Genomic DNA, 13,302 nt, shown 5'->3' with positions numbered 1-13,302 from the left:
AAAGCTAATAGACTTCCCAGGTTAGATACGTTATTTTATGTAACCGATCCTTGGGTGTGGACACGGCATTATACCGGACTCATGTCTGTTAATTTCTCCTTAAATTTAGCGCGTGTTCTAGATACTTAAAAATGCCAAATCCTTTGTGATATAAGGGATTTGGCATTTTTGATGTTTTTAAAAATAAACAACCCTAAAACTGCTCATTCTTCTCCCAAGATTCAACGATATAATGTGCAATCGTCGGATTGAAGCCTTTACCAACTAAAAACATAATCGCAGCAACTTCTGTTAATGCGTGTTCATGTGATGTATGTTTTGCTTCATTTAAACCGTAATCTACCCATGGTTTTACGAAATCTAGTACGGGTTTCTTGAAAGGTAAAAACTGTGTACCGACAACTTGTTGAATTTGTTGTTGTGTTGGTTCAGTAATTGGTCCAGGTGGCAATATTTGTGGTTGTGTAATGTCTAGTGTTGGTCCAGGCGGTAAAATTTGTGGTTGAGTTGGATCTATTGTTGGTGGTTTAGGTGGTGAGACACGTGCGTCGTAGTTTGGTTGATACATTTGTTGTTGGTATTGCGGTTGTTGTGGTTGAGTTGTGTATGGGTTTTGTGGTGCTACATATGGATTTTGAGGATATTGTTGTTCTTGGTTTTGTGGTGCTACATATGGATTTTGAGGATATTGTTGTTCTTGGTTTTGTGGTACTGCATATGGATTTTGTTGATATTGTTGTTCTTGGTTTTGTGGTATTACATATGGATTTTGAGGATATCGCTGTTCTTGATTTTGTGGTGCTGCATATGGATTTTGAGGATATTCATAATTTGGACGTGTGTCATATGGATTTTGTTGAAATTCAGTTTCTAGGTTTTGCTTTGTTGCATATGGGTTTTCGTCATATTGTGGCTCTTGCTGTTGTAACTCTTGTTCTTCGTATTGTTCTGTGTATCTCTGTTCTTGTTGTTGAGGATACAATGGTTGCCTTGGATAAGGCGGTTGATTATTATAGAACATGTTTATTCCTCCTTCATGATGATGCCTACCACCTAGTGTATGGGCGGACAAGAAAATATGTGATGAAAAAATGCGGGCGTGTTACAATAAGTAACTGGGTGAAGATAAAATGACAAAACAAGAAAAAATTCAAAAAACAATTACTTTTGTAAAACATATTTTAGAAAAAGATGCGAGTGGGCATGATTGGTATCATATTGAACGTGTACATAAAATGGCGATTTCTTTATCTGAGCAAGAAGGTGGAAATCGTTTTATAATTGAAATGGCAGCATTACTTCACGATGTGGCAGATGAAAAGCTAAATGAAAGTGAAGAAGCAGGAATGAAAAAAGTTTCTGATTGGTTAGAAGAGCTACGTGTTGAAGAAAAGGAAAGTAAACATATTCTTCATATCATCGCCAATATGTCTTATAAAGGTGGTCATGGCGGTAAAGTGGATTCACTTGAAGGGAAGCTTGTTCAAGATGCGGATCGCTTAGACGCCCTTGGAGCAATTGGAATAGCTCGTACCTTTGCATATGGCGGGGCGAAAGGGAGATTAATGTATGACCCAACTATTCCGCCGCGTGAAGAAATGACGAAAGAAGAGTATAGAAAAAATAATGATCCATCTTTAAATCATTTTTATGAAAAACTTTTGAAATTAAAAGATTTAATGAATACGAATGCAGCAAAACAAGAGGCTGAAATTCGTCATCGTTATATGGAACAGTTTATTGAACAATTTATGAAAGAGTGGAATGCACAAATATGAAAATGTTAACTGTGGAGAACTTATCAAAATCATATGGGGAAAAGCCGTTATTTGATGGATTATCATGTAGTATTACAGAAGGACAACGTGTCGGAATTATTGGTGTAAACGGAACTGGTAAATCGACATTATTAAAAATAATTGCAGGATTAGAAACTCCTGATACAGGTGATATGACGCATTCACGTGGGTATACAATTAGTTATTTATCACAGCAACCAGAGTTTGATGAAAAACTGACAGTATTAGAGCAAGTGTTCCATGGTGATACACCTTTAATTCGTCTTCTTCGTGATTATGAAAAAGCACTATTAAATATTGAAAAAGATCCAAGTAATGAAAAAGTACAGGAACAATTATTTGTAGTGCAGCAACGTATGGATGCAATGAGTGCATGGGAAGCAAATGCAAATGCGAAATCTCTTTTAACGAAATTAGGAATTACGGACTTCACTGCAATTGTTGGGAATTTATCTGGTGGACAGAAAAAACGTATCGCAATGGCACAATGTTTTATTGAAACACCGGATTTATTAATTTTAGACGAGCCTACGAACCATCTTGACCATGAGACAGTTGAATGGTTAGAAGAATATTTAGCGAGATATACAGGTTCGGTATTACTTGTAACCCATGATCGTTATTTCTTAGATCGTGTGACGAATCGTATTTTTGAATTAGATAATGGTAAACTATATAGCTACGAAGGAAACTATAGTACATTTTTAGAAGCGAAAGCACTTCGTGAAGAGCAAGAATTGGCACAAGAATCGAAACGCCAAAATTTATATCGTCGTGAACTTGCTTGGATTCGTCGTGGTGCAAAAGCCCGTTCTACGAAACAAAAGGCGCGTATTCAGCGTTTTGATGAGCTAAAGGCACAAGAAGGACCAGCTGCAAAACAGTCAGTTGATATTGCACTTAGCGGTAGCCGTCTTGGGAAAAAAGTACTTGAGTTAAAAGATGTAACGAAAAAATTTGGTGATAAAACGGTATTAAACAACTTTAATCATATCGTGAAACCAGGCGATCGCATCGGAATTATTGGAGCGAATGGAAGCGGGAAATCTTCGCTATTAAATATGCTTGCAGGTAAGTTATCTCCTGATAGTGGTGAAATTGAAGTTGGGCAAACTGTAAAAGTTGCTTATTATACGCAAGAAAATGAAGAGATGAATTTAAATCAGCGTATGATTGAATACATTAAAGAGATTGCAGAAGTTATTCATACGACAGATGGAAAAGTAATTGGTGCATCTCAAATGTTAGAACGTTTCTTATTCCCGACGCATTCACATGGTACACCACTTGGTAAACTATCTGGTGGTGAAAGAAGACGTTTATATTTATTACGTATTTTAATGGGAGAACCAAACGTACTTTTACTTGATGAACCTACGAACGATCTAGATACACAAACATTAACAGTACTAGAAGATTATTTAGAAGATTTCCCAGGTGTCGTTTTAACTGTATCGCATGACCGTTACTTCTTAGATAAAGTAGTAGATGAACTGTTCATCTTTACTGGCGGAGGCGAAGTGCGTGAGTTTCTAGGTAGTTATACAGATTATTTAGAAATGGAAAAAACGAGAGGACTTATGGAGAAAGCGGAAGTTCAAAAAGAGAAAAAAGTTGTAGAAGAAGCTCCAAAACAACAACGTAAACGTAAACTTTCATACAATGAGCAGCGTGAATGGGAAACGATTGAAGATACAATTGCCGAACTTGAAGAGAAAATTGAGTCAATTGGAGAAGAACTTGCGAAAGTTGGATCTGACTTCACAAAGGCACAAGAATTATCTGAAGCACAGCAGAAAACAGAAGAAGAGCTAGAAAAAAAGATGGAAAGATGGAGTGAACTATCAGACATCGTTGAAGGATTAAAATAAAAACAAGCTGCATATATTGAAAAGTAAAGAGAAAAACTTTACACTATTGGTAGAACCTATTTTAGGAGGGAAAAAATGAGAACATCTAATCCAATGCTGAAAAAAGAGGCATTCCGTAAAGAGGGAGCAAGTGCTTCTGCGATGACGATTGGCGGAACAGTAGGCAAAACGTTTATTATGCTTATCTTGCTACTTGCAACGTCTGTCTATTCATACATACAGATGATGCAGGGGACGATGAAGATGCCAGTATTAATTGGTGCTTTAATCGTTGCGGCAATCATCGCATTCGCGTCTATGTTCTTCCCGCGCATTTCACCTTTTGGTGCACCAATCTATGCAGCGGTAGAAGGGGTTGTGTTAGGAAGTATTTCAGCAGTTTATACAATGAAATTTGGCGATTCTATCGTTTTAAATGCTGTATTACTAACAATCTCAATTCTATTTGCAATGTTAGTGTTATATGCAACACGTGTAGTAAAAGTAACGGATAAATTCCGTACAGGCGTTATGGCAGCAACACTTGGAATTATGGTTATGTATTTAGTCGTATTCCTACTAAATATGTTTGGTGTAACTGTTCCATACATTCACCAAGGTGGTACAATCGGTATTATTATTAGTGCAGTTGTTATTGTAGTTGCTGCATTAAACTTATTACTAGATTTCGATTTAATCGAAAATGGTGTACGTAGTCAAGCTCCGAAATATATGGAGTGGTATACTGCGATGGGACTAATGCTTACATTAGTATGGTTATACTTAGAAATTCTTCGTTTCGTTTCTTACTTTACGAAAAATGACTAATAAAAAAATCCTGCATGAGAAATGCAGGATTTTTTTATTTTTAAAGATAAATTGATTTTATGGTATAATATGGATATTGGTAACTTGAGTTAAGGGGGGATGGAATATGATGAAAGAGAAGAAAGGGATTATGAAAAAACTATTTTCTAAAAGTTTTTTCATAGAACTAGATGAAGCTTTAACGTATCCATCATCAAAAGTTATTACTTCAGCGATTGAAGGATATGCAACTGAATGCAATGAAAGACTAAAATTTGAGAGTAAAGTTAAACCGATTACTTTCTACTTAGAAAATGTAATGTACCGTGCTGAAATAAAGATGGCTCGCGGAGGATATTACATATCTTGTACTGAAGTGTAATAAATTTTGAAACCATACATGTTTGAACTATGTATGGTTTCTTTTTTTGTTTTGTAAGGTCCAAAATAATACTTTCTACTTACGGATATATCATTTTGTGCTTTTTACCATTCAAACATTTCTCCTTACAATGAAGAAAAACATGTGAGGTGGTATAACTTATGATGAATCGAGTTGTATTAATCGGTAGATTGACAAAGGAGCCAGAATTATACTACACAAAACAAGGCGTCGCTTATGCACGAATATGTGTTGCGGTGAATAGAGGATTTCGAAATAGTTTAGGTGAACAACAAGTCGATTTTATTAATTGTGTCGTTTGGCGCAAATCGGCTGAGAATGTAGCTGAATATTGTAAGAAGGGGTCGCTCGTTGGGATTACAGGGCGTATTCAGACTAGTAATTACGATGATGAACAAGGCAAGAGAATATATAGAACTGAAGTTGTGATTGAGAGTATTACCTTTTTGGAGAGAAGGCGGGAGGGGGCATCGTAATAAAAGGTGATTTTAAGTAATAGCTTCGGAAAAAATTGTGGAAAGTATTTTAATAAACTTAAAGAGGGGATACCGCCAGCTTTTTTGAAAAAACAAGTAAAGAGTATACAAAATTTTATAACGTTTTTTGGCTAATCCAGTAACAAACGAGAATCGTAAAACCCATCACAGGATAGGAATGTATAAAAAGATGAATCGAGTGATAGAAAATAAAAAAAGGGATTCCTTCTGAGAGTAAGGAATCCTCCTTTTTGTTGCTACCGATAATAGGACGCTATGTTAATTAGAAATGTATACTATATTCATAAAATTGGAACTGTTCAATTTGTTTAAAAAAACTATAGTTGAAATTCTTTCTTTATAATTTCAGCTACTTCTGTAGCATTTAAATTCGTATTATTGATCCTTATATAATTTTTCTCTGTAATTTCTCCTTCTCTTGAATTTAATCTAAAATTTTCAAATGTGCTTAATAAATTTTGTTCAGATTGTTCAATATTTCTTTTCGTTGGCTTATGTTCAAGTCGATGAGGTGTTTTATTTCGTTGAAGTCTTTCTTCTACATCAGCTTCTAATTCAACAAAATAAATATCAACCCCTTGGGAACGAAAAATATTACATATACTTTCAACATCATCCCAATCGTTCTTTTCATTAAACGCCCATACGTATGTAAAAATCATTCCATAATGTTCACTCTTTGAAAATGATTGAAATATTTCCTTTCGAAAAAGATGGGTCAATCGCCACATTTCCGAAGAGAATCCATACAATGGCTCCAATAAATCAATTGTCATATGGTTATGAAATAATTTTAAATCAGTCATCTTTGCTAGTTCTTGTCCAACTGTCATTTTCCCAACTGCTTGTGGCCCAAATATCAAAACAAACTTTTTCATCGAATTCCCTCCAAAAAATAATAAGACATTAATTACAAAATAAGAGATTCTGTAAATGTATCATAATCAAAATATTTTGTAGAATCTATATACTTTTCTGCCTTTTGTATTATAAAAATAGTTGTCTTCCAATAACGAAAATTATGTAAATAAGCTATCCATATGGATAGCTTATTATATTTTTTTGCTTAGCGTGTTTTTTTCAAAAATAATGGCGATGCCTCAAGAAATGGATAAAAAATAAAAATCATCGGAAACGAAAGCTTTTAAAATCCCGTTCCTAATTTAAAATGTAAAAAGAATGAAATAGTATGGTAGCGGGAAGAAAGTAGTAAAATTAAGCATCCGAGTAGGAGTATAGAGTGATAACATGTTACAATACAGCTAAGAACATGCAATAAAGGAGAGTTTTTTACGTGAAGATTAAAGCAATTGAACCGACGCCAAGTCCAAATACAATGAAAGTTATTTTGAATGAAGTATTACCATCAGGAGCGCGTAATAATTATACTAATGAAAATAAAGAACAAGCACCAATGCAAGTGCAAGAAATTTTGAAAATTGAAGGCATTAAAGGTGTATATCATGTAGCCGACTTTTTAGCAGTGGAGCGAAATGCGAAGTATGACTGGAAAGTTTTATTACAACAAGTTCGTGCTGTTTTCGGCGAAGAAGTAGTGGAAGAAAGTGAAGAACAACAACTTGCTCATTTTGGAGAAGTGAAAGTGTTTGTTCAAATGTTCTTTACAATTCCAATGCAAGTAAAGTTAACAGATGGAACGACGGAAGAACGTGTTGGCTTACCAGATCGTTTTAAAGAATCAATTATGAAAGTGCAAATGTCTGCACCAAACGTTGTAAAAGAGCGTAAATGGGTGGAACAAAGTACACGTTACGGTAATTTTGAAGAAATTGGGAAAGAAGTAGTGGAAGAGATTGTTGCTGCTTATTCAGAAGAACGTGTAAATGAAACGGTTAAAGAATTATTAAATCAAGCAGGTGCTGTTGAAGTAACGATTCAAAAGCGTGAGCCATATAAAGTAACAGAAGAGATGATGAAAGATTCTGACTGGAAAAACCGTTTTGCAGCATTAGAACAAATGGATCCTACTGAAGAAGATATTCCAGTGTTGAAGATGGCGTTAGATGATGAAAAAGTTTCAATACGCCGCTTAGCAACAGCGTATTTAGGTATGGTAAAAGGTGATGAAGTATTACCGTTATTATATAAAGCGTTGTTAGATCGCTCTGTAAGTGTTCGCCGTACTGCAGGAGATTGTTTATCAGATGTAGGTGATCCGGCAGCGATGTTCGTTATGATTAAATCTCTGAAAGACCCAAGTAAATTAGTACGCTGGCGTGCAGCGATGTTCTTATTTGAACTTGGAGATGAAAGTGCGATTCCAGCATTAAAAGCAGCGCAAGATGATCCAGAGTTTGAAGTAGCGATGCAAGCACGTCTAGCATTAGAGCGTATTGAAGGCGGAGAAGAAGCAAAAGGTTCTGTATGGAAACAAATGACGGAGTCACGTAAAGGGGAATAATGCATGATTGTTTTCTATGATAGTTGGTGTCCGATGTGTACGGCCGTTGCAGAACGTACGAAAAAATTAGATAAAAAGGGTAAGATGAAATTTGTTTCATTTCGAAATGAAGATGTAGTTGAGAAGTATGAGCTTTCTCAAGAACTACAAAGTAAGATGGAACAAAGACTGTATATTTTAAAAAATAATAAGTGGTATGACGGTATTCAGAGCATAGATGTATTAGCAAAGGCCGTTCCATCTTATTGGTTTGCAGTTCCTTTTATAAAGCTATCTATCGTACTTGGTTTTGGAAGTAAAGTATACGATTATATCGCTAATAATAGAAAACTTGTTCCAGTGGGACATTGCCGCGGTGGGGTTTGTGAAATCCCTACAAAAAAATGAAATCATCGTTATCTTTCTTTTGCACCTATTAATAGAGCGTGATATGATGAATTTGGAATGAAAGTTGAAGGAGAGATTACAAGATGTCAAATGCTTATGAAGAATACATGCGCCAAATGGTAATCCCAATGCGCCAAGAGTTAGTGCGTTCTGGGTTTGAAGAGTTAACTACAGAAGAAGCTGTAACAGAATTTATGGAAAATACATCAGGTACAACTTTAGTAGTTGTAAACTCTGTTTGTGGTTGTGCAGCTGGTTTAGCACGTCCATCAGCAGGTCAAGCGGTTGTTCGTGCTGAAAAACAACCTGATCATCTTGTAACTGTATTCGCAGGTCAAGATAAAGATGCTACTGCAAAAATGCGTGAATACTTCGGAGAAATTCCTCCATCTTCACCATCTATGGCATTATTAAAAGGAAAAGAAGTTGTTCACTTCATTCACCGTCATGAAATTGAAGGTGCAACTATGGACGAAATTATTACGAACTTAGAACAAGCTTTCGAAAAGAATTGCTAAAGAAGGGGGAGAGTAAATCTCCCTCTTTTCTTTATATAGAGGTGAAACCATGATCGTAACAACAGCAGGAAGAACGAATAAAGAAATGACAGATTATGCAAACGAGGTAGCAGCAGAATTAAATGCTTCTTTCGTTAAACGTAATGACATACCAGTACATAAGCTGCATGAGCAGTATGAACAAGATGTGCTTGTCGTAGGGAAGAACCGATTAGCTATTTATCCGAAAGGTACGGAAGAATCGTTTTTCTTTCATCCGAACTCAGCGATGTTTCGTGTGAAAAGGTTAATGCGTGGAGAACACGATCCGTTTGTACAAGCCACGCAATTAGAGAGAGGAATGACAGTGTTAGATTGTACGCTCGGTATGGCATCAGATAGTATTGTAGCTAGTTATGTTGTTGGTGAAAGCGGAAAAGTAACAGGACTTGAAGGCAATGAGTATATGGCTTATATTATGGAAAATGGTTTGAAAACATGGTCTTCATCCGTTTCTGAAATTGATGAAGCAATGCAAAGAATTCAAGTAAAGCAAATGGAGCATTTTTCATTTTTAGCGCAATGTGAAGACAATAGTTACGATGTTGTTTACCTTGATCCGATGTTTGAAGAAACTGTCATAGAATCTGACGGAATTAAAGGATTAAAACACTTCGCTTTGTATCATGATATTACTGACGAAACAATTGCGGAGGCAAAACGAGTGGCGAGAAAACGTGTCGTTTTAAAAGATCATTTTCGTAGTTCTAGATTTGAAAAACACAATTTCCACGTATACAAAAGAAAAAGTGCTAAGTTTCACTTTGGTGTAATTGACCCTTGCTAATTGTTTGAAAAGATGTATAATAAGCAATAATTAATTAAATATACTGTCTGTGATGAAGAGAGTAGTCTTTTTTAGAAGGAAAGCGAGCTAGGGATGGTGTGAGCCTAGTACGGAAGAAAAAGATGAAGCGCACTTCGGAGATGCTTCTTGAACGAATAGTAGAGAAAGCCGAGGCCCCCTGTCCTCGTTATAAACGGGAAAGTGGTTCGTAACGAACAACAAGGGTGGTACCACGGGTTAAAACTCGTCTCTTTTTTAGAGACGAGTTTTTTGTGTTTTAAAAAATAAGGAGGTTGTATCATGGATTATAAAATGCAGTTTGCGGAAAGTTTATCTAATATTTTCACGAATGAATTAACGCAAAAACAAATTTTAGATTTAATTGAAACACCGAAACAAGATGAATTTGGAGATGCAGCGTTCCCATGCTTTTCATTAGCGAAGCAATATAAAAAAGCACCAGCTCTTATCGCAAAGGAAGTTGCTGAGAAATTCAATGATCAGTTTTTTACGAAAGTAGAAGCCGTTGGTCCTTATGTAAATGTATTTTTCAATCGTGAAACTGTAAGTGATGCAGTATTAAAAACAGTTTTAGCGGAGAAAGAAGAGTTCGGTCAAAACCACTTTGGCTGTGAAAAAACAGTAGTAATTGATTATTCCTCTCCTAATATCGCGAAACCTTTTTCGATGGGGCATTTACGTTCTACAATGATAGGAAATTCGCTGAAACATATTGCTGAAAAATGTGGCTATGAAGTTGTAGGGATTAATTATATAGGAGATTGGGGAACACAGTTTGGAAAGTTAATTACGGCTTATAAAAAATGGGGAAATGAAGCAGTAGTTAAAGAAGATCCAATACGTGAGCTATTTAAGTTATATGTCCAATTCCATGAAGAGGTAAAAGACGACGAAGAACTAGAAGAAGAAGGACGTGCTTGGTTTAAGAAATTAGAAGAAGGTGATGAAGAAGCGGTAGAGCTTTGGAATTGGTTCCGTCATGAGTCCCTTAAAGAATTTTCTCGCATTTATGAACTTCTCGGCGTAGAATTTACTAATTTTCAGGGAGAAGCATTTTATAATAATTTAATGGAAGATTTTATTGGGATTTTAGAAGAACATGAGTTGCTTGAAGAATCAGAAGGTGCATTAGTCGTTAATTTAGAAGAAGAAGGAATGCCGCCTTGCTTAATTAGAAAATCAGATGGTGCGACGATTTATGCAACGCGTGACTTAACGGCAGCTTTATATCGTCAAAACACTTATGGGTTTGATAAAGCGCTATATGTTGTTGGTCCAGAACAAAGCTTACATTTCAATCAATTTTTCACCGTATTAAAAAAACTTGGCTATACTTGGGTTGATGGTATGGAACACGTACCGTTTGGCTTCATTTTAAAAGATGGTAAGAAAATGTCGACACGTAAAGGAAGAGTTATTTTACTTGAAGAAGTACTCGAAGAAGCAATCGAACTTGCAAAACAAAATATTGAAGAGAAAAATCCAAACTTAAAACAAAAAGAAGAAGTAGCAAAGCAAGTCGGTGTTGGTGCAGTCATCTTCCATGATTTAAAAAATGAGCGTATGCATAATATCGAATTCTCATTAGAAAATATGCTGAAATTTGAAGGAGAAACAGGACCTTACGTACAGTACACACATGCACGTGCTTGTTCTATTTTAAGAAAAGAAAGTGTAGAATTTGAAACATGTACATTTGCTTTAAAAGACGATCATAGCTGGAGTGTCGTAAAATTACTTAATAAATTCCCTCAAGTAATTGAAGCAGCTTTCAATAAAAATGAGCCATCTATTATTTCGAAATATATATTAGATGTAGCACAATCATTCAATAAATATTACGGTAATGTTCGTATATTAGAAGAGAGCGCAGAAAAAGACAGCAGACTCGCATTGGTTTATGCTGTGACGGTTGTATTAAAAGAAGGATTACGTTTACTTGGGGTGGAGGCACCTGAGGAAATGTAACATAGTAGTAAACTAACAAACTGGGTCTAGTATAAACCTGGTTTGTTTTTTTATTGGATATATATTTTTTTTGCAAAATCAATTAAAATCTTTTTAGAGAGGGTGATTCATATTGATTCGAACTTTTATTTTACAAATTCCTTGTCATAGAAGATTAGATAGGAGTTTTTTTAAACTACAAAAGTACATACCTTTATGTGCGCGTTGTACAGGCATGCTTATTGGTATTTTAATGTTTCCAATTTATTTTTATATGACACCTTCATTTCTTTTGGCAATCATACTATCATTTTTCGCTCAAATTCCGTTACTTATCGATGGGTTCACCCAAAAGTGGAAATGGAGAAGTAGCTCAAATTTGCTAAGAATAACTACTGGTGTATTAAGCGGTAATGGTATGGGATTATTCATTTCCTCTAGTGTTATATGGATATTATCTTAAGATATATAGTAATGGAGGTATTTACATAGATGTTCTGGATTTATTTAATTCTAATTTTTATTTCAGGCGGAAGTGGAATTGGTTTTATGACTCAAAATAAGTATACAGAAGCAATAATAGCTTTTGTTATTTGTATACTATTGTTTGGGCTACTGTATTATTATCTTAAAAGAAACAAAAGAAAGAGAAAAGCAGATTGTGACGATTTAGACTGTACGGATTGTTTTGATTGTGATTGTACTTGTTAAATTTTTCTTCCAAATAAAAAGCTAGTGTATTTTTAATAATACACTAGCTTTTTGCTTTGAAATTTTAAGAAAAGTGTAGGAATACGGCTATTATATAGAGAACTTTAGTTTTGTATATAAAAGGAGGCGTTAGATGTTGGAAACGTATGATTGGAACAATAAACTAACATATTTAAAAAACACGAGAGATTTATATTACAACGACGATTATGTAAGCTTTTTAGTAAATACAGTTTGGAAGATTACTAAGCCTGTACATATCGTTGATTACGGTTGTGGATATGGTTATTTAGGGTTAGTATTAATGCCATTACTCCCAGAAGGTTCAAAGTATACAGGTATTGATAGTGGAGAAACATTATTAGCTGAAGCCAGAGAGTTGTTTCGTTTACTTCCGTATGATTCAGGATTTCTTGAAGGAGATGCTACAGAAATTGAACTGAACGATAAATACGATATAGCAATCTGTCATGCTTTCTTATTACATATGACTACTCCAGAAACAATGCTACAAAAAATGATACATTCAGTTAAAAAGGGTGGAAAAATAATCTGTTTTGAACCACATTGGATTTCTAATATGGCTTCTTATTTACTAGATGGGGAGAAACAATCGGAATTTATTCAGCTAGGTGTTTTGCAGAAATTATTTGAAAGTGATACGCAAAGAAATGGTAAAGATGGCAATATAGGCATGAAAATACCGATATATTTAAGTGAATTAGGTGTGAAAAATATTGAATGTAGAGTAAGCGATAAAGTGAACTTTTTAGATTCAAATATGCATCACAATGATAAAAACGATTTGTATCAATCATTAAAAGAAGAGGGGATTGCAGGTGATCCGGGTGATAAGCAACAATTTGTAGAACGTTTAATAGCCAGAGGATTAACATATGATAATGCGCTAGCTCAATATGAAGCTGAACTACGATTTTTTAAAATATTTCATGTGTATTCTTCTTTTGTATACGCTCCCAATATGAAAATTACATTTGGTGACATAGTTTGTTAAAAGGTATGATGTATAAGGATTGTCGTTTAATGTCGATAAGTCGATATTCGACATATAATCGCTGATAAATGTTAAGAATCGGTCGATATAATTTGAAAA

15 protein-coding genes and 1 other annotated feature are annotated in these 13,302 nt (G+C 34.9%); of the genes, 13 read left to right on the top strand and 2 right to left on the bottom strand.

Going from position 1 to position 13,302, the window contains the following annotated elements; all coding sequences use genetic code 11:
- Positions 1-193: 193 nt before the first annotated feature.
- Positions 194-1,021 (bottom strand): hypothetical protein, encoded by an 828-nt coding sequence (locus EBQ15_RS09890; protein WP_000499709.1) that lies wholly within the window; start codon positions 1,019-1,021, stop codon positions 194-196.
- Between the two features lie 109 nt (positions 1,022-1,130).
- On the opposite strand from EBQ15_RS09890, the gene EBQ15_RS09885 reads away from it, so the two are divergent.
- The 5 genes from EBQ15_RS09885 (at position 1,131) to EBQ15_RS09865 (ending at position 5,335) form a co-directional block, all read left to right on the top strand.
- On the top strand, positions 1,131-1,778 hold the full coding sequence (locus tag EBQ15_RS09885; RefSeq protein WP_000165969.1) for an HD domain-containing protein: 648 nt from the start codon (positions 1,131-1,133) through the stop codon (positions 1,776-1,778).
- Complete coding sequence (locus tag EBQ15_RS09880; protein ID WP_000783179.1) at positions 1,775-3,670, top strand: ABC-F family ATP-binding cassette domain-containing protein; 1,896 nt, start codon at positions 1,775-1,777, stop codon at positions 3,668-3,670. The genes EBQ15_RS09885 and EBQ15_RS09880 overlap by 4 nt, the downstream gene beginning before the upstream one ends.
- 75 nt (positions 3,671-3,745) lie before the next feature.
- Positions 3,746-4,477 (top strand): Bax inhibitor-1/YccA family protein, encoded by a 732-nt coding sequence (locus EBQ15_RS09875; protein ID WP_001260655.1) that lies wholly within the window; start codon positions 3,746-3,748, stop codon positions 4,475-4,477.
- A 106-nt stretch (positions 4,478-4,583) separates the two neighbouring features.
- Positions 4,584-4,838, top strand: coding sequence for a DUF4318 domain-containing protein (locus EBQ15_RS09870; protein ID WP_000975140.1), 255 nt, complete (start codon positions 4,584-4,586; stop codon positions 4,836-4,838).
- Between the two features lie 161 nt (positions 4,839-4,999).
- Positions 5,000-5,335: a single-stranded DNA-binding protein gene (locus EBQ15_RS09865; RefSeq protein WP_000982014.1), complete on the top strand. Its 336-nt coding sequence runs from the start codon at positions 5,000-5,002 to the stop codon at positions 5,333-5,335.
- Between the two features lie 338 nt (positions 5,336-5,673).
- Here the strand turns inward: EBQ15_RS09865 and EBQ15_RS09860 are convergent, their stop codons facing one another.
- Complete coding sequence (locus tag EBQ15_RS09860; protein WP_000714951.1) at positions 5,674-6,234, bottom strand: AAA family ATPase; 561 nt, start codon at positions 6,232-6,234, stop codon at positions 5,674-5,676.
- Between the two features lie 416 nt (positions 6,235-6,650).
- Between EBQ15_RS09860 and EBQ15_RS09855 the strand changes: the two genes are divergently transcribed.
- The 8 genes from EBQ15_RS09855 to EBQ15_RS09820 all read left to right on the top strand — a co-directional run bounded on the left by EBQ15_RS09855 (position 6,651) and on the right by EBQ15_RS09820 (position 13,203).
- A complete protein-coding gene (locus EBQ15_RS09855; RefSeq protein WP_000692580.1) occupies positions 6,651-7,778 on the top strand; it encodes a conserved virulence factor C family protein in 1,128 nt (375 codons plus the stop codon).
- A 3-nt stretch (positions 7,779-7,781) separates the two neighbouring features.
- On the top strand, positions 7,782-8,165 hold the full coding sequence (locus tag EBQ15_RS09850) for a thiol-disulfide oxidoreductase DCC family protein (RefSeq protein WP_000634887.1): 384 nt from the start codon (positions 7,782-7,784) through the stop codon (positions 8,163-8,165).
- 83 nt (positions 8,166-8,248) lie between these two features.
- The gene (locus EBQ15_RS09845) at positions 8,249-8,683 is read left to right on the top strand and encodes a BrxA/BrxB family bacilliredoxin (RefSeq protein WP_000063706.1); all 435 of its coding nucleotides are present in this window, start codon (positions 8,249-8,251) and stop codon (positions 8,681-8,683) included.
- Positions 8,684-8,732: 49 nt separating this feature from the next.
- On the top strand, positions 8,733-9,509 hold the full coding sequence (locus EBQ15_RS09840; RefSeq protein ID WP_000637457.1) for a class I SAM-dependent methyltransferase: 777 nt from the start codon (positions 8,733-8,735) through the stop codon (positions 9,507-9,509).
- A gap of 40 nt (positions 9,510-9,549) precedes the next feature.
- Positions 9,550-9,764 (top strand) — a binding site (T-box leader).
- 45 nt (positions 9,765-9,809) lie between these two features.
- Positions 9,810-11,498 carry an arginine--tRNA ligase gene (gene argS, locus EBQ15_RS09835; RefSeq protein ID WP_000384914.1) on the top strand — a complete coding sequence of 563 codons (1,689 nt, stop codon included), beginning with the start codon at positions 9,810-9,812 and terminating at the stop codon, positions 11,496-11,498.
- Positions 11,499-11,610: 112 nt separating this feature from the next.
- Positions 11,611-11,940 (top strand): DUF2085 domain-containing protein, encoded by a 330-nt coding sequence (locus tag EBQ15_RS09830; protein WP_000621475.1) that lies wholly within the window; start codon positions 11,611-11,613, stop codon positions 11,938-11,940.
- Positions 11,941-11,969: 29 nt separating this feature from the next.
- A complete protein-coding gene (locus EBQ15_RS09825) occupies positions 11,970-12,188 on the top strand; it encodes a hypothetical protein (RefSeq protein ID WP_000498604.1) in 219 nt (72 codons plus the stop codon).
- Between the two features lie 136 nt (positions 12,189-12,324).
- Complete coding sequence (locus EBQ15_RS09820) at positions 12,325-13,203, top strand: class I SAM-dependent methyltransferase (protein ID WP_033683862.1); 879 nt, start codon at positions 12,325-12,327, stop codon at positions 13,201-13,203.
- Positions 13,204-13,302 lie beyond the last annotated feature (99 nt).

It is taken from the genome of Bacillus sp. 2D03 (assembly GCF_003946765.1).
GTDB classification, from domain to species: domain Bacteria; phylum Bacillota; class Bacilli; order Bacillales; family Bacillaceae_G; genus Bacillus_A; species Bacillus_A cereus.
Note: the sequence above shows the minus strand (reverse complement) of the source record. Positions and strands in the feature narration are given on the sequence as shown.

Bases quoted from the DNA above. Each gene is read 5' to 3' on its own strand.
- EBQ15_RS09890 (WP_000499709.1), bottom strand. From the start codon at position 1,021: ATGTTCTATAATAATCAACCGCCTTATCCAAGGCAACCATTGTATCCT.
- EBQ15_RS09885 (WP_000165969.1), top strand. From the start codon at position 1,131: ATGACAAAACAAGAAAAAATTCAAAAAACAATTACTTTTGTAAAACAT.
- EBQ15_RS09880 (WP_000783179.1), top strand. From the start codon at position 1,775: ATGAAAATGTTAACTGTGGAGAACTTATCAAAATCATATGGGGAAAAG.
- EBQ15_RS09875 (WP_001260655.1), top strand. From the start codon at position 3,746: ATGAGAACATCTAATCCAATGCTGAAAAAAGAGGCATTCCGTAAAGAG.
- EBQ15_RS09870 (WP_000975140.1), top strand. From the start codon at position 4,584: ATGATGAAAGAGAAGAAAGGGATTATGAAAAAACTATTTTCTAAAAGT.
- EBQ15_RS09865 (WP_000982014.1), top strand. From the start codon at position 5,000: ATGATGAATCGAGTTGTATTAATCGGTAGATTGACAAAGGAGCCAGAA.
- EBQ15_RS09860 (WP_000714951.1), bottom strand. From the start codon at position 6,234: ATGAAAAAGTTTGTTTTGATATTTGGGCCACAAGCAGTTGGGAAAATG.
- EBQ15_RS09850 (WP_000634887.1), top strand. From the start codon at position 7,782: ATGATTGTTTTCTATGATAGTTGGTGTCCGATGTGTACGGCCGTTGCA.
- EBQ15_RS09845 (WP_000063706.1), top strand. From the start codon at position 8,249: ATGTCAAATGCTTATGAAGAATACATGCGCCAAATGGTAATCCCAATG.
- EBQ15_RS09840 (WP_000637457.1), top strand. From the start codon at position 8,733: ATGATCGTAACAACAGCAGGAAGAACGAATAAAGAAATGACAGATTAT.
- argS (WP_000384914.1), top strand. From the start codon at position 9,810: ATGGATTATAAAATGCAGTTTGCGGAAAGTTTATCTAATATTTTCACG.
- EBQ15_RS09825 (WP_000498604.1), top strand. From the start codon at position 11,970: ATGTTCTGGATTTATTTAATTCTAATTTTTATTTCAGGCGGAAGTGGA.